Origin of the sequence: Porphyromonas gulae (genome assembly GCF_000765945.1) — a bacterium.
GTDB classification, from domain to species: Bacteria; Bacteroidota; Bacteroidia; order Bacteroidales; family Porphyromonadaceae; genus Porphyromonas; species Porphyromonas gulae.
Genome location: NZ_JRAT01000012.1, coordinates 19965 through 36931, shown reverse-complemented (window position 1 = coordinate 36931; position 16967 = coordinate 19965). Strand labels below are relative to the sequence as shown.

The following is a 16967-nucleotide window of genomic DNA, read 5'->3' as shown; positions in this document are numbered from 1 at the left end:
ATAAGTATGCGTTTGGGATGATCTCCCTAATCTCGTGTCCTAATAGTTTACGCTCCGAAATTTTTATGTTTCTACCTCCTAAAAACGTGGCGCGAGAATTTTTTCGCTGTGGCGCGAGAAGTAAAAAAAATACGCGCCACAGCGAAAAAGTTGCGGTTCCACTTTTTCAGAAAACACGCACCGCAATCGGAGCGTTTTCGGTTCGTGTTTTTATATCGGCAGGTTATGGACATGTACCTGCAAGGGCGATATGCGCTGCCGAAAGCAGGCCGGATCAGATAAAAACAGCTGCCACATATGCTACACTCCGGTTCGTTTATATAAGTCAGAGGCAGGTTCTTTTCCGTTGATTTCTAATAGCATAATGGCGACTTTTTCTCTGTGGAGAGGTTCTTGGACGGAATGGAAATAACCGTGAATTTTCCCGAAAAGAGTCGGTTGCATGGAAAAGTCTGTACCTTTGGAAGAATTATAAACCAAAAATTTTGCACCACATGGCTAACGATAAGACGCAGACCGTGCAGATGCTCAAGCACGATTTGGATTATTTGGAATTGCTTTCGGAGAGCTTTCCGACTGCGACGGAGGTGGCTACGGAGATCATCAATCTCGAAGCTATATTGAATCTGCCTAAAGGAACAGAACACTTTCTGGCAGATATTCACGGCGAATATGAAGCCTTTATTCATGTGCTCAAAAATGCATCCGGCAGTATTCGCAGAAAGGTGGACGAAGTCTTCGGCGGTCAGTTGCGCCAAAATCAGAAGCGAGAGCTGTGCACCCTGATCTATTATCCTCGCGAGAAACTCGAACTCGTGAAGCAAAGCGATGAACGGATGGAGGACTGGTACATGGTCACGCTGAATCAGCTGATCAAAGTGTGCCAGAAAGCCGCGGAAAAGTACACTCGCTCCAAGGTACGCAAGACCCTTCCTCCCAAGTACAGCTATATCATTCAGGAGCTGCTCCACGAAGACGGTGTCAATCCCAACAAATCGGCTTATATCAGCAGCATCTTTTCCTCTATAATATCCACCGGACGCGCCGATGACTTTATTATCGCCATCAGCGAGACCATCCAGCGGCTGGTCATCGACCATCTGCACGTAGTAGGGGATGTCTTCGACCGTGGCCCCGGAGCACATATCATCATGGATGCTCTTATGAAGTATCATCATTTCGATATACAGTGGGGCAATCATGATATGCTCTGGATGGGAGCTGCCGTGGGCAATGCCTCCTGTATGGCCAATGTGGTGCGTATAGCACTGCGCTACGCCAATTTGGATACATTGGAGAGCGGGTACGGCATCAACCTTTTGCCCCTGGCACGTTTTGCCATGGATACCTATGCGGACGATCCCTGTACCGTGTTCAAGCCCAAACTGGCTCAGGCCGACCAGACGTATGATGACAAGAGTGTCTATCTGATCAGTCAGATGCACAAAGCCATATCTGTGATTCAGTTCAAGCTGGAGCACCAGATCATAGCCCGTCATCCGGAGTACAAGATGGACGATCGGGATTTGTTCCATCTGGTGAACTTCACCGATGGTACCATCAAGCTGTCGAGTGGCGTATATCCGATGCTGGATATGAACTTCCCGACCGTGGATCCGGCCGATCCGTATGCGCTGACAGAGCAGGAGCAGAATATCGTAGATCGGCTGATGGGCTGTTTTATGCGGAGTGAAAAGCTGCAAAACCATCTCAAATGTCTCTATCGTCACGGCAGTATGTACCTGACGTATAATATGAATCTGCTCTACCACGCTTCCATCCCTCTGAACAAGGATAAGTCGCTCAAGAAGGTACGGGTAGGGGACAAGACCTATGCCGGACGCGAATTGCTCGACAAGGTGGAAGAGATGATCCGTACCGCGTATGTGGCTCCCGAGAAAAGCGATCAGAAACTTGCGGCTGTGGACTACATGTGGTACCTCTGGTGCGGACCGGACTCTCCTCTTTTCGACAAGGCTATGATGACTACTTTCGAGCGTTACTTCATCGAAGATAAGGCTACGCATCATGAGGAAAAGGGTTACTACTACGTTTATCGTCAGGAGAAAGCCGTTTGTGAGATGATCCTCAAAGAGTTTGGACTCGAAGGTCCCGATACGCATATTATCAATGGGCACGTGCCGGTGAAGGCCAAGAAAGGGGAGCTTCCTATCGGGGCTGAAGGCAAACTGATGTTGATAGATGGCGGATTCAGCAAGGCATATCAGTCAAGTACGGGGATCGCCGGCTATACGCTGATATTCAACTCTCAGGGACTGCATCTTGTGCAGCACGAACCGTTTAGCTCCACACGCAAGGCTATCGAAGAGATGGAGGACATCAAGAGTATTACGGTGGTACGTGAGGTCACATCCCATCGTATGCTGGTGAAGGATACGGACAATGGCCGCTTGCTGAGCAAACAGGTCGAAAACCTCAAAAAGCTCCTTCAGGCGTACAGTTACGGACTGATCAAGGAACGGAAAAAATAGTCGGAAGAGACAAAGAGTGGCTCTAATCTCGGATTGGATCGGAGGGGGATGATGGATATGCCATTCCTCTTCCATTCTCCCGATTGGCCGACTACTTCAGATAATGATAATGATTAGGAGCAGCAGCATCTGCGCCCGATATTTCTAATTCATAGATAATACGACGTTGAGTAAACTAACCAATAAGATCGTTCGGATACTCTGGACCGTCTTCATTGCCGGTTGGGCTGTTATCGGCATTCTGTTTCTGCTCATTGCTACCGGTATGATCGGCTATATGCCGCCTATCGAGCATTTGCAGAATCCTATCGACAAGTACGCATCGCAGCTTATTTCTGCCGATGGGAAGGTGTTCGGTTCTTACGCCCATAGCGGTGACAACCGGATATATACCGGATACAACGAGATTTCCCCCAATCTGATCAAGGCTCTCATCGCTACGGAGGATGTTCGCTTCCGGAAGCATTCGGGGATAGACAGCAAAGGTCTGTTCCGTGCCGTGGTCAAACGCGGTATCCTCAATCAAAAAAGCGGTGGAGGGGGCAGTACTATTACCCAGCAATTGGCCAAACTCCTGTATTCGCCACGGACGGAGACCAAACTCGGACGTCTCTTCCAGAAGCCGATCGAGTGGGTTATTGCCGTGAAGCTGGAGCGTTTTTATACGAAGGAGGAGATCATCACCATGTATCTCAACTACTTCGACTTCCTGTACAATGCCGTTGGGATCAAGTCTGCGGCTTATACCTACTTCGGCAAGCAGCCGGCTGATTTGAAGATAGAGGAGGCTGCCGTTCTGGTCGGTATGTGCAAGAATCCGGCTTATTATAATCCCGTTTTGCATGGCGAGGTGGAACGTTGCCGAGGACGGCGCAATATCGTTTTGGAGCAGATGTACAAGGCCAAGTATCTGACAAAAGCGGAGCGCGATTCGCTCCAAAAGCTTCCATTGGTTACATCATTTCATCGGATCACGCATCGCGATGGCGAGGCTCCTTATTTCAGGGAGCGTCTGAGGCAAGTACTTATGGCCAAAAAGCCTGAGCGCAAAAATTATTTGGCTTGGCAGGACGATCAGTATCGTGCCGATTCCATTGCTTGGGAGACGGATCCTGTATATGGCTGGTGCAATAAGAATAAGAAGGCTGACGGCTCCAACTATAACATCTATACCGATGGTCTCAAGATCTATACGACCATAGATCTGAGGATGCAGCAGTATGCGGAAGAGGCTGTGGCCAAGCAGATGAAAGAGGTATTGCAGCCGATATTCGACAAAGAAAAGAGAGGACGTTCGTACGCTCCTTTTTCCAGAGATATTACTTCGGACGAGCAGCAAAGTATTTTGCTCCGAGCCATGAAGCAAACCGACCGCTGGCGAGAGATGAAGAAAGCCGGTATATCGGAGTCCGAAATCCGTGCTTCTTTCAACAAGAAACGAAAGATGCAGGTTTGGAATTGGCGAGGAACGATCGATACGGTAATGTCGCCGCTCGACTCCATCAAGTATCTCAAGGGAATCCTGCGAACAGGATTCATGGCCATGAATCCGCACAACGGACATATAAAGGCGTATGTGGGAGGAATCAATTTCCGCAATTTCCAGTATGATATGGTTAGTCAAGGGCGTCGTCAGGTGGGATCAACCATCAAACCATTCCTCTACTCCCTTTCCATGCTCGAAGGAATATCGCCATGCGATGAGATGCTCCATGTATCCCAGACCTTATTCACCGAATCCGGAAAAGCTTGGACGCCGAAGAATGTGGGTGCCAGACGGACGGGCGAAATGGTCAGTATCAAATGGGGACTGCAGAACTCTTCCAACTGGGTTACGGCCTATCTGATGGGACGTACCTCTCCCTACACTTTTGTCCGCCTGTTGAGGTCTTACGGCCTGAGCGGATATTTGGAGCCCAGCCTCTCTATCTGTTTGGGTACGCCAGACGTTTCGGTGCAGGAGATGGTGAGTGCCTATACCACCTTTGTCAATAAGGGTATTCGGGTGAATCCCCTGCCCATAACGCGAATAGAGGATCAGTATGGGAATGTGGTGGCTCAGTTCTCACCGAATATGGTGGAAGTGCTTCCGACCGATGCCGCATATAAGATGCTCTATATGCTGAAGTCCGTGGTCGATGGCGGTACCGGTAGCAGACTAAGGTATCGCTACGGATTCAAACTCGATATGGGAGGAAAGACGGGTACCACACAGAATAACAGTGATGGTTGGTTCGTGGGCTTTACTCCTTCTCTCGTGGCCGGCTGTTGGGTCGGTGGCGAGGATCGGTCTGTGCATTTCGACTCCATGTCGCACGGACAGGGGGCAGCTTCTGCCTTGCCTATCTTCGCCGAATTTCTCAAGCGTGTATATGCCGATCCTAAGCTGGGGTATACTTTGGAAGAGAAGTTCGATTTCCCAAAGGATTTCCAGCCGTGCATGATGGATCAGGATGTAGAGTATTTCGATGCGGGAGGCGGTGAAGTAGTAGAACCTTTGCCTGAAATCCTTGTTGAATAACCATAGAAAATATAATCACTAAAGCAAATAACGAAACGCTATGAACTTTAACGAATTGCGCAACTCATCCACTGTCTATGTGGATAGCACGCTCCAAACGACAACTATGCGCCATGTCTTTACTTGGATGTTTGGTGCTCTCGGTATCACAGCTCTTACAGCCATGCTTGTAGCTAAGAGTTCGTTGATATATACGATGATAATGAATCCCGGTTTGCTGTGGGGATTGATCATTGCAGAGTTGGCCTTGGTCTTTATACTCTCGGCACGTATCGGTAAGATGTCATTCTTCACTGCTTCTCTTCTGTTTACGATCTATTCGATTCTGAATGGGGTGACGCTCAGCAGTATTTTTATCGTGTACACAATGACGAGCATAGCGGCCACCTTCTTTATCACAGCCGGCATGTTCGGCGCGATGGCTCTGTGGGGATATTTCACGAAAAAGGATTTGAGCAAGTGGGGTAGTATCTTCTTTATGCTGCTGATCGGTCTGATTCTGGCTACTGTCGTGAATCTGTTCCTCCGCTCGAATCCTATGGGCTTTATCATCTCTATTCTTGGAGTTATCATCTTTACAGGTCTTACCGCTTTCGATGTGAACAAAATCAAGCAGATGCTGGCGCAAATGCAAGGATTCGAAGAGGGAGATGTAGCTCGCAAAGTAGCCCTGATGGGAGCCCTGACGCTCTATCTCGACTTCATCAATCTCTTCCTCTATCTGCTTCGCTTCTTCGGCCGAAGGGACTAAAGAGCTGAACAGAAAAGACAGAAACAGCAATAAAAAGCCCTGCCAACTCAGATCGTTGGCAGGGCTTTTTATTGGGAATAATTTAGTAGATAGCCGTTATACAACGACATTGACGATTCTTCCCGGGACTACAATGACTTTTTTCGGACTCTTGCCTTCGAGCCAACGTGCTGCTTCGGGAGCAGAAAGGGCTGCTTGCTCTACATCCTCTTTGCTCATATCTGCCGGCAGTTCGATATTGAAGCGAACTTTGCCATTGAAGCTCACCGGATAGCGTACACAGCTCTCCACCAGATACTCTTCATTGTATTCAGGCCAAGCTGCAGTTACGATACTGTCTTCCGCTCCCAGTTCCTGCCACAGCCACTCGGTGATATGGGGTGCGAAGGGAGAGAGTACTGTCAGCAGCGGGCATAGTATGGCACGAGAAGTGGTTTTGGCTGCTGTCAGCTCGTTTATGCAGATCATGAAAGCGGGTACCGAAGTATTGAAAGAAAAAGATTCAATATCCTGTCCTGCCTTTTTGATGAGCCTGTGCAAGCTCTTCAGCTCCTCTTTTGTCGGTACCGTATCGGTGACGCGTATACCATCTGCATTGTAGTACAACGCCCAGAACTTTTTCAAAAAGCGGTGTACACCATCGATACCGTTAGTGTCCCAAGGCTTGCTCTGCTCCAGCGGGCCGAGGAACATTTCGTAGAGTCGCAGAGTATCGGCTCCATAACGAGCAATAATATCATCGGGATTGACGACGTTGAACATGGACTTACTCATCTTCTCAATAGCCCATCCGCAGATGTACTTGCCTTCTTCAAGGATAAACTCAGCCGAAGCGTACTCCGGACGCCATGCGCGGAAACGGTCTATGTCGAGCTGATCGTTCGATACGATATTGACATCTACATGGAGTGGAGTCACCTCATATTGCTCGCGCAGTCCGTAGCTGACGAATGTGTTGGTATTCTTGATCCGATAGACGAAGTTGGAGCGTCCTTGGATCATTCCCTGATTCACCAGCTTGCGGAAAGGTTCGGCTTCGCATACGATACCGAGGTCAAAGAGGAATTTGTTCCAGAAGCGGCTGTAAATCAGGTGTCCTGTAGCGTGCTCCGTCCCACCGATGTATAGATCGACGTGACGCCAATATTCATTCGCTGATCGGCTGACGAGTGCAGTATCGTTTTGCGGATCCATATATCGCAGATAGTAAGCACTGCTACCGGCAAATCCGGGCATTGTGCTCAGTTCGTATGGATAACCTTCGGCTGTATGCCAGCCGGTAGCTCTTCCAAGGGGCGGTTCACCACTTTCCGTAGGAAGGAATTTATCTACCTCCGGCAATCGGAGTGGCAGTCGATCCTCATCCAGCGCATAAGGCATACCCTCTTTGTAATAGATGGGGAAAGGTTCCCCCCAATAACGCTGGCGGCTGAAGATAGCATCGCGCAGACGGTAGTTCACCTTCACGCGGCCTAATTGCTTTTCTCTGATATACTCCTTGGTGCGAGCTATGGCATCTTCTACCGAAAGGCCATTCAGGAAATCGGAATTGACCATTATACCGCTCTTACTGTCTTTGGCATCCTCCCATGTGGCAGGATCGGTAGAAGCTTCTCCCTCGGGTATCACAACTTGGACGATGGGAAGATCAAAATGGCGCGCAAAGGCAAAGTCGCGTGTGTCATGAGCCGGTACGGCCATAATGGCTCCTGTGCCATATCCTGCCAATACGTAATCGCTGATCCAAATAGGAATTTCCTTACCGGTAAGAGGATTGATGGCATAACTGCCGGAGAAAACTCCTGAGACTCGTTTGTCGGATATTCGCTCACGCTCTGTTCGTCGCTTTGTTTCTGTCAGATAAGCCTCCACTGCAGCGCGTTGCTCCTCTGTCGTTACTTCCTCAACCAATTCGCTCTCAGGAGCCAATACCATAAACGTGACGCCGAATATCGTGTCGCCTCTGGTAGTAAAAATCGTAAATGTGCAATCCTTACCGGCCAGGCGGAACTCCATTTCGGCTCCTTCGGATCGTCCGATCCAATTGCGCTGTGTCTCTTTCAACGATTCAGTCCAATCCAGTGTCTCAAGATCATGCAGCAAACGCTCGGCATAGGCCGATACACGCAGACACCACTGGCGCATCTTCTTTTGCTCCACGGGGTGTCCACCGCGCTCGCTCACTCCGTCCTTGACTTCGTCGTTAGCCAATACGGTACCGAGGGTCGGACACCAATTGACCATCGTGTCGCCCAAATAAGCCAGACGGTAATTCATGAGTATCTCTTGTTGATCTTTTTCGCTCATGGCTGTCCACTCCTCCGCAGTGAAACGGACTCCTTCGCTGCATGCAACATCGAGACCTCCATTGCCTTGTCGGGCAAAAACTTCGATCAGCTCGCTTATCGGTCGTGCCTGCTGTGCTTGATTGCAGTAGTACGAGTCAAACATCTTCAGGAAGGCCCACTGTGTCCATTTGTAATAATTCGGATCACAAGTGCGAATTTCGCGTTCCCAATCGTACGAGAAGCCGATTTTGTCCAGTTGCTCACGATAGCGAGCTGTATTTTCTTCTGTTGTTTTTTCGGGGTGTTGGCCGGTTTGGATGGCATATTGTTCGGCAGGTAGGCCGAATGCATCATATCCCATCGGATGCAATACATTGAATCCACGCAAACGCTTATAGCGCGAAAAAATATCGGAGGCTATATAACCAAGTGGATGCCCTACGTGCAGTCCTGCTCCGGAAGGATACGGAAACATGTCGAGCACGTAGAAAGGTTTTTTACTCGTGTCTTCCGTAACGCGGTAAACCTTGTCTTTGCGCCACTGTTCCTGCACACGCTTTTCTATTTCCTGAAAGTTATATTCCATAATCCCTTATCTCTTCGATCGATTAACTACTATTTTTCTTGGAGCAATATCGAAAAAAGGCAGTCAGCAAACGCGCTAACTGCCTTATTTTCAGTTTGAGCGGTAGGCGAGGCTCGAACTCGTGACCCTCAGCTTGGGAAGCTGATGCTCTACCAACTGAGCTACTACCGCGGTTGGAATGCGACAAAAGTAATCATTAGATATAATATCCGCAAGGAAATTTGCAGTATGAGATTCTATCCCAGATAGGAGGCAACACCTTCGGCACAGCGTTCTCCATCCATTGCTGCCGATACGATGCCGCCTGCATAGCCTGCTCCTTCTCCACAGGGAAAAAGCCCTCGGATTAGAGGATGTTCGCAAGAGGTTGATTCGCGCAGGATACGTACGGGAGAGGATGTGCGACTCTCCAATGCTATCAGCTGGGCTTCCGAAGTGAGGAATCCTTTCGTCTGTTTGTCGAATAGTTGGAAAGCTTTCTGCATCCTCTTTGTAATAAAGGAGGGAAGCCATTCGTCCAAACGTGAGGGTGTGAGTCCCATGCTGTAGGATGATTTGGGCAGATCGACAGAGCTTCGGCTTGATAGGAAATCCGTCATTCGTTGAGCCGGTGCTCGCAGGCTGCATCTTGCCTGTGTCCAACTCTCGCCTTCCAAGCGTTCTATCCAATTCATAAGAGCCAAGGGATCATCCGTAGGAGTGGAAAGTACGTCTTCAGGATGAATCTCCACCACTAAGCCGGAGTTTGCCCATCGGGAACCTCTGTTGGCCGGTGACATACCATTCACTACTGTCTGATCCGGTGCAGTGGATGCCGGTACGACGAATCCTCCCGGACACATGCAGAAGCTATAGACACCGCGTCCCTCCACCTGAGCCGTATAGGTATATTCTGCCGGTGGCAGGTAGAGTCCGCGCCCCTTAGGGTTGTGGTAGCGTAGTTGGTCGATCAGAGCCTGTGGATGCTCCAGCCGGACACCGACAGCCGTTCCTTTTGCTTCCAGTCGAATGCCGTTTCGATGAAGATAGCGATAGATGTCGCGTGCGGAATGTCCCGTCGCCAGGATAACAGGACCGCAGTATTCACGACCTTCACTGTCTCTTGCTCCCATGACTTGACCGTTATGTATGATCAGACTTTCCATTCGGCAACTGAAGTGAACCTCTCCTCCGGCTGCCAATATTTGGTGTCGAATGTTTTCTATCACTTTGGGTAGTCGGTCGGTGCCGATATGTGGATGCGCATCGATCAGGATAGAAGGTTGTGCTCCGTGTTTGCAGAGAATACGTAGTATTTTGGTTACATCTCCGCGCTTCTTACTACGTGTATATAATTTACCGTCAGAAAAAGCTCCAGCACCGCCTTCGCCAAATCCGTAATTGGATTCGGGATCTACGTGCCCCTCTTTGGGAATGCGGGCAATGTCTGCTTTTCTCTCGTGTACGCACTTGCCTCGCTCCAGAATAATAGGTCTCAGACCAAGCTCGATGAGCCGGAGTGCTGCGAAAAGACCTGCCGGACCTGCTCCTACTACAATGACAGCGGTTTTCCCTTCTACTGAAGGATAGATCAAATCTGAAAAATCGTCTTCAACCGGAGATTCCGAACCGCTATAGACTTCCAAACCCAAATTGACGTATACCTGTCGCTGGCGAGCGTCAATACTACGGCGTCTGATTATTATGGTATGTATGTCGGCCGGATCTGTTTTTGTCTGTCTTGCTACATATTTGCGCAGTATTTGTTCGTCAGCAGCCTCTTCGGGGCGCAGTCGCAGGTCTATACGCTGTGGCATGATGTTTCGTTTTTGGGGTGAAGACCGAGAGAGGTAGCCTTTTCGATCATAAAAGCACGGGCGGCTTCATAATCATTGGGGATGACACCATCGAGTATGGCCTCTTTGATCGCCTCCTTGATGGTGCCAACGTGGCGCGAAGGTTTTAGACCGAATGTCTGCATAATCTCTTCGCCGGAGATCGGTGGTTGGAAGTTGCGGACGTGGTCTTTCTCTTCTATTTCTTTAAACTTATGACGTACCAAAGCATAGTTGTCTATATACTTGCGCACCTTATCGGGATTCTTGCTTGTAATGTCAGCTTCGCATAGCATCATCAGATCATCTATGTCATCACCGGCTTCGAAGAGCAGACGGCGAACCGCAGAATCCGTAACTCCTTCGTCTACCAGAGTTGCCGGACGCATGTGTAGATCTACCAGTTTCTGTACGTATTTGAGTTTTGCATCGAGAGGAAGTCGGAGTCGTTTGAAAAGAGAGGGTAGCATCTTGGCTCCAACAAAGTTATGATTGTGAAATGTCCACTGTCCCCCAACAAACTTTTTAGTGCGTGGTTTGCCTATGTCGTGTAGCAATGCTGCCCACCTGAGCCAAAGATTATCGCTCTGCCGAGCCAAATTGTCCACCACCTTATAAGTATGAGTGAGATTGTCCTTATGCCCGATACCATCACGAGTCTCAGCCCCTTTGAGGGCTAATAGCTCGGGAAATACATATTCCATGAGCCCCGTCTGTTCGAATAGAGAAAGACCGATCGAGGGGCGAGGTGAGAGCATGATTTTATTCAGTTCTTCTATTACTCGTTCGGCAGATACAGCTTCTTTGATCCGGTGAGCATTCCGTTGTATAGCCTCGAAGTCGCGTGGCAGGATGGTGAAGCCCGGTAGCTGGGATGCAAAGCGGATGGCACGCATCATTCGAAGAGGATCATCACTGAAAGTAATATCCGGATCAAGGGGTGTGCAGAGGAGCATATCATCCATGTCGCACAGGCCGTCGAACATATCCACCAGATCACCGAAACGATCGCTATTGAGGCATACGGCAAGGGCATTGATGGTGAAATCGCGACGACGCAAATCATCCTCCAGCGTACCATCTTCGACTATCGGCTTACGACTATCGTGTCGGTAGCTTTCCTTACGGGCACCCACAAATTCTATCTCCAGATCACCATGCTTTACTTGAGCGGTACCAAAATTGGCGAAAACAGATAGGTGAGTCTTTCGTCCCAGCTTCTTGGTTACAACTTTAGCCAGATCGATACCGCGTCCTACGGCTACTATGTCGATATCTTTGGAAGGACGATTCAAGAATATATCTCGTACATATCCACCCACGACATAGGTTTCCAGTCCCAACTGATCTGCCGCTTCTGCGATAAGACGGAATATCGGGATGTCGATTTTACTAAGAATTAACTCTTTGTCTGTCATCTAAAAAATCAAGGAGTGATTGGCCAACAAAGGTACGCACTTGTTATTGAGTTTTCTGATTACTCTGACAACTCTGATTGTTTTGGTTGCTTCTGTATTGCTTCCTTACGGCTGTCATTTGCTCTCGGATACCACCTTGCTCTATAAATCGTTTCTGCAGCGATTCTAACAGCCGATATAGCATGTAGTTGGCCTGATGGATGAGTGTGATGCAGAGATTTGCGAGTTCTTCATCCGTAAGGCGTATCATCAAAGAAGAGTATTCTTCCAATAGCTGAGGACTACGCGCATAGTTACGCATAGATCCATAGCGTGGATGGCTCTTGGTCCATAGAACTCTCTTCCTGACTCGAAGGTAATCTTCATAGTCGAGTAGTAATTCTTCGAGACTGGCTTTCGCTACGTTGGTCAGTTTGATTTCTGTTTCGGCCGATGTGGTAGAAGCTGCATTGCCTTCTGCGATATTTTGTTTGCCGGAGCGCGCTGCTTGTATCATCTGATCTATGGTTCGATCGGACTTGCTCAAATACGTGTGGGCAAAGTGATATGTGAGATCATAGACGACCTCAACGACCCTATAGACACGTAGTCGGCGATACGATCCATGCCGAGGCAGGAAGGAGGTAACTGACATGCTGTATTTTGTTGTTTTTTCGGTGTTGTCTGAATACTCTGAATACTCGGAGTACTCCGAATACTCTGAAAGAGATTAGAGGAAAAAGTCCGTGCAATCAGCAAAAACTGCACGGACTTTTATATCTGATTCCCTAAGAGAGAGGCAGAACGGCTATCAACCTCCGGCGAGGGTTTCTTTTAGGATTTCGCCTACAGTCGGGTGAGGGAATATGATTCGCTCGATTTGTCGATCCGTCATGCCGGTTTCGATGGCCATGGCTGCGGTTACGATGAGTTCGCCGGCCGGATTGCCAATGAGGTGTGCTCCGATCAAGCGATTCTCTTCATCAAGTAGTAGTTTGCACTCTCCATTACCTTGTTCGTTTTCGGCTACAAATCGGCCGGAGAAGGCCATAGGAAGGCGACGAACAGTATAGGCACGTCCTGCTTTGCGAAGCGATTCTTCCGTCTCCCCCACACCGGCAACCTCGGGATTGGTGTACACCACACCCGGTACGGCACGGTAGCTCATCGTTTCGTCTGTTTTGCCCAAAATCTGATCTACTGCTACCTCTGCTTCTCGTACAGCCGTGTGTGCCAAAAGCGAGAAGCCCGTAATATCACCTGCAGCATAGACATTGGGCAGGGAAGTTTGCATCCTTTCGTTAGTCTTTACACCTTTGCCGGCAAGCTCCAATCCGAGCGACTCGAATCCTTGCAGCACGGGGCGGCGTCCTACACTCATCAGGATACGTTCTCCTTCGATTTCCTTCGTTTCTCCTTCGTATTCTACCGTAACAGCTCCGTTGCGAACAGAAGTAACCTTGTGTCCGAGATAGAATTTGATCCCCTCTTTTTCATAGAGAGCGCGAAGCATGGCTGCATGTTCGGGGTCAATGCCATTGAGTATTTCGGGCAGCATTTCCACCACATGCACTTGCGTACCGATACTGTTGAAGAAAGAGGCGAACTCCATCCCGATAACTCCTCCACCAATGATGACGAGAGAGGTCGGAATCTCTTTGTTCTGAAGTGCTTCTCGATTCGTCCAATACTCTGTCTGTTCCACTCCGGGAATGGGCGGAATAAACGTCTCCGAACCGGTACATAGTAGCAGGTTGGCAGCTTCGTACCGTGCCTCGCCCGCAGTAATGCCGATGATGCCGTCTGCATCGCGTCCCGTTACGGTAGCTTCTGCCGTCACCATCTCTACTCCGGCCTCTGTCAGGCGTGAACGGATGCCGGCCGTCAGCTTGCGAATAATCTTGCCTTTTCGGGCAATCACCTTGCCGAGGTCGAGTCCATCGGCCGTTCCACTTACTGCATATTTAGATGCCGTAGCCATTTGATGTAGCACTTTGGCTGAGTAGAGTAGTGTCTTGGTCGGTATACATCCTTCGTTGAGGCATACACCACCGAGAGCATTCTTCTCAATTAGGAGGGTTTTCAGGCCACCTTTGGCAGCACGTTCGGCAGCCGTATAACCGGCCGGTCCTCCACCGATGATAGCTAAGTCGTAGCGCATAGTTTATAGATTGTTGCGTTCGATATCCTTAAAGTAGTTGTACGTACCCACTTTCAGCTCCACACAGGCTGCTTCGTCGCAGACGATGATGCTGTGACGATGGAGTTGCAGGGCAGTGATCGTCCACATTTGGCTGACTGCACCTTCCACAGCTTCGCGAAGAGCACGGGCTTTGGTATGTCCATTTACGAGGATCATTACTTCCCGTGCATCCATGACTGTTCCCACACCGACGGTAAGAGCACGCTTGGGTACAAGGTTCGTATCATTGTCGAAGAAACGACTGTTAGCCAGTACCGTGTCCGTGGTTAGCGTCTTGATACGCGTGCGGGAGGTGAGAGAAGACCCCGGCTCATTGAAAGCAATATGTCCGTCAGGCCCTATCCCACCGATAAAGAGGTCTATGCCTCCGGTAGCCTCGATAGCTCTCTCGTATGCATCGCACTCGGCCGTCAGGTCAGGGGCATTGCCATTGAGAATATGGATGTTCTGAGGCAGGATGTCGATATGGTCGAACAAATGCCGGTGCATGAATGAATGATAGCTCTCCGGATGCTCTGTAGCAAGGCCTACGTATTCATCCATATTGAAGGTGATTACGTGGCGGAAAGATATGCGCCCTTCTTTACATGCTTTGACCAGCTCTCTATACATCCCTATCGGTGAAGAACCTGTCGGTAGACCGAGCACAAACGGTTTCTCAGCTGTAGGAGCTGCTTTACGGATACGCTCGATGACGTAGTCGGCTGCCCATTTGGAGAGCTTGTCGTAATCCGGCTCTATGATTAATCTCATTGTAAGATTGGGTTAGTCCAGTAGTGGGTATGATATATTACTGACGATCGGTTTTGAGTCGTTCGGCTATTTTGTTGCCGAGCTCCCAACCCTTCTCGTACAGTTCGTCTGTGGTAGACATTTTTTGTTCCAAAGGTTCGCCTATCATTTCCCAGCCCATTTCTTCTGCAAAGGGAACTATCTTCTTCACTGCCTGACCGGCCCATGTGAATGAACCGAATACGCTCAGATAGCGATCCTTTATCTCACGAAGGCGGATCATCTCCATGATGTTTTTGATCGGAGAGAAGATCTCATTGCTGTATGTGGGGCTACCGATTATCACAGCCTTGTACTTGAAGATGTCGCGCAGGATGTTCGATGCGGGACTGAAAGCTACATTGTGGCACACAACGTTGCGGATACCACCGGCGGCGATGCCCTGTGCGATCGTATCTGCCAATACTTCCGTATTGCCGTACATAGTGCCGTAGAGAATCACTGCACCTTCCTCGGCTTCGTAGCGGCTCATTCGATCGTATAGGTCGAAGGCTTCAGAGAAGTGTGCCGGTGTCCAAACGGGGCCGTGCGTAGAGCATATATATTGAACAGGCAGATTGGCTTCCTTGAACTTGGTGAGTACTTTTTGTACAAAGCTACCGTACTTACCTACGATACAAGCGTAGTAGCGGTACATCTCCTCCCAGCGGAAAGAAAGATCCATATCCTTGTCGAATATATGTCCATCCAGTGTACCGAACGTACCGAAAGCATCGGCCGAGAACAAGACTTGTTGGGTAGGCAGGTAGGTGAACATTACTTCCGGCCAGTGTACCATCGGAGCGAAAATGAAAGTAAGTTCGTTTTTACCGAGAGAGATCTTGTCGCCTTCCTTCACTTCCAGCAGTCCTTCCGTAATGTGGTGGTAACCTTCGAGCATGCCGTGAGTCTTCTTGTTACCCACGATTTGCATATTGGGGTAGCGTTGGCGCAGCAGACCTATCGAGCCACTGTGGTCCGGTTCCATATGATCAACGATAAGATAGTCGATGGGGCGTCCTTTGAGGACGGTGTCCAATTTCTTGAAGAAAATCTCCGAGTAGCATACATCTACTGTATCGATGAGAGCTACTTTTTCGTCTACAACGAGATACGAGTTGTACGACACGCCATATGGCAACGGCCACATATTCTCGAAGAGACTCTTCGAGCGGTCGTTTACGCCCACGTAATAAACGGAGTCTGTTACTTGAGGAACCTGATACATCATATTTCTTGGATACTTTTATAATTATTTGTTGTTATGATAATTTCTGCATAATCGGATTCTTTACGGCATGGATGATAAGCCAAATGCCTGCAAGAACGAATGGTATGCTGAGCAGCTGTCCCATATTCAGGCCGACTGATTCGATAAGCTTGAGCTCCCATGGCTCCTGAACGATCTTGATGTGCTCGATGATCAAGCGAGAGAGGAAGATGCCCGTGAGGAAAACTCCCACTATCAGCCCGGAGTAGCGTCGGGCGGCATCGCGCTTCCAGTATAGCCACATACAGAGAGCGAAGACTGCCAAATAGCACAAGGCTTCGTATATCTGAGTAGGATGACATCCCATATCCATATTCGGCACCAATCGGCGATACTCTTCCGAGCGAATAAAGCGGAAGCCCCAGGGCAATGTCGTCGGGCGGCCGAAAATCTCACTATTGGTCAGATTGCCCAGACGAATCATGGCAGCGACGATACCTGTAGGCACCGCCAAGCGGTCTAAAACCCACAGGATGGACTTGCGCGTTACTCTGCGCGAATACAGCCAGCAGGCTATTATGATCCCGATGGTACCTCCATGGCTGGCCAAGCCACCCTCCCAAGTGACGAATATCTTGGCCGGATTGGCCAGATAGTATGCCGGGTCATAGAATAGGACATGCCCCAGACGTGCTCCAACGATAGTACCTACAAAGACATAGACGGCCAGAGACTCGAACCATTTGGGATCCAGCTTCTCGTGTTCCCACATTTTTTTCTCTATCCAAGGGCCCAAAATGATCAACCCCAATGCAAAGAGCAAGCCGTACCAGACAACGGGGTGGCCGAAAAGGGTAAATAGGACCGGATCGAAATCCCATGTGATGAATGCAGGTAGTGTCATAATGTTCCGATTAGCCGTTTAGTTGAGTAG

Annotated in this window: 13 protein-coding genes and 1 tRNA gene; 4 read left to right on the top strand and 10 right to left on the bottom strand. The window is 49.3% G+C overall.

The window, feature by feature from the left end; translation table 11 throughout:
- Window positions 1-71: 71 nt before the first annotated feature.
- On the bottom strand, window positions 72-140 hold the full coding sequence (locus HQ49_RS12055; RefSeq protein ID WP_230587235.1) for a DUF1661 domain-containing protein: 69 nt from the start codon (window positions 138-140) through the stop codon (window positions 72-74).
- On the opposite strand from HQ49_RS12055, the gene HQ49_RS11215 reads away from it, so the two are divergent.
- The 4 genes from HQ49_RS11215 (at window position 109) to HQ49_RS03675 (ending at window position 5764) form a co-directional block, all read left to right on the top strand.
- Window positions 109-282, top strand: a complete 174-nt coding sequence (locus HQ49_RS11215) for a DUF1661 domain-containing protein (protein WP_152566931.1) — start codon at window positions 109-111, stop codon at window positions 280-282. The genes HQ49_RS12055 and HQ49_RS11215 overlap by 32 nt on opposite strands.
- Before the next feature lie 242 nt (window positions 283-524).
- Complete coding sequence (locus HQ49_RS03685; RefSeq protein WP_196247331.1) at window positions 525-2492, top strand: fructose-1,6-bisphosphatase; 1968 nt, start codon at window positions 525-527, stop codon at window positions 2490-2492.
- Between the two features lie 166 nt (window positions 2493-2658).
- A complete protein-coding gene (locus HQ49_RS03680) occupies window positions 2659-5013 on the top strand; it encodes a transglycosylase domain-containing protein (RefSeq protein ID WP_018964396.1) in 2355 nt (784 codons plus the stop codon).
- 40 nt (window positions 5014-5053) lie between these two features.
- Complete coding sequence (locus HQ49_RS03675; protein ID WP_039418522.1) at window positions 5054-5764, top strand: Bax inhibitor-1/YccA family protein; 711 nt, start codon at window positions 5054-5056, stop codon at window positions 5762-5764.
- A 96-nt stretch (window positions 5765-5860) separates the two neighbouring features.
- Here HQ49_RS03675 and leuS read toward each other — a convergent pair whose 3' ends face one another.
- From leuS to lgt, 9 genes are all read right to left on the bottom strand, one after another.
- Window positions 5861-8638 carry a leucine--tRNA ligase gene (leuS, locus tag HQ49_RS03670; protein ID WP_039418520.1) on the bottom strand — a complete coding sequence of 926 codons (2778 nt, stop codon included), beginning with the start codon at window positions 8636-8638 and terminating at the stop codon, window positions 5861-5863.
- Between the two features lie 98 nt (window positions 8639-8736).
- A tRNA-Gly gene (locus HQ49_RS03665) sits at window positions 8737-8809 on the bottom strand.
- Window positions 8810-8874: 65 nt separating this feature from the next.
- Window positions 8875-10434, bottom strand: a complete 1560-nt coding sequence (locus HQ49_RS03660; protein ID WP_039418518.1) for an NAD(P)/FAD-dependent oxidoreductase — start codon at window positions 10432-10434, stop codon at window positions 8875-8877.
- A complete protein-coding gene (locus HQ49_RS03655) occupies window positions 10419-11870 on the bottom strand; it encodes a CCA tRNA nucleotidyltransferase (protein ID WP_039418517.1) in 1452 nt (483 codons plus the stop codon). The genes HQ49_RS03660 and HQ49_RS03655 overlap by 16 nt, the downstream gene beginning before the upstream one ends.
- 43 nt (window positions 11871-11913) lie before the next feature.
- The gene (locus HQ49_RS03650) at window positions 11914-12504 is read right to left on the bottom strand and encodes a four helix bundle suffix domain-containing protein (protein ID WP_039418516.1); all 591 of its coding nucleotides are present in this window, start codon (window positions 12502-12504) and stop codon (window positions 11914-11916) included.
- Window positions 12505-12660: 156 nt separating this feature from the next.
- Window positions 12661-14010: a dihydrolipoyl dehydrogenase gene (lpdA, locus tag HQ49_RS03645; protein WP_039418514.1), complete on the bottom strand. Its 1350-nt coding sequence runs from the start codon at window positions 14008-14010 to the stop codon at window positions 12661-12663.
- A gap of 3 nt (window positions 14011-14013) precedes the next feature.
- On the bottom strand, window positions 14014-14805 hold the full coding sequence (nagB, locus tag HQ49_RS03640) for a glucosamine-6-phosphate deaminase (RefSeq protein WP_039418512.1): 792 nt from the start codon (window positions 14803-14805) through the stop codon (window positions 14014-14016).
- Window positions 14806-14842: 37 nt separating this feature from the next.
- Window positions 14843-16051 (bottom strand): FprA family A-type flavoprotein, encoded by a 1209-nt coding sequence (locus tag HQ49_RS03635; RefSeq protein ID WP_039418988.1) that lies wholly within the window; start codon window positions 16049-16051, stop codon window positions 14843-14845.
- A 34-nt stretch (window positions 16052-16085) separates the two neighbouring features.
- Window positions 16086-16937, bottom strand: a complete 852-nt coding sequence (gene lgt / locus HQ49_RS03630) for a prolipoprotein diacylglyceryl transferase (RefSeq protein WP_039418511.1) — start codon at window positions 16935-16937, stop codon at window positions 16086-16088.
- Window positions 16938-16967 lie beyond the last annotated feature (30 nt).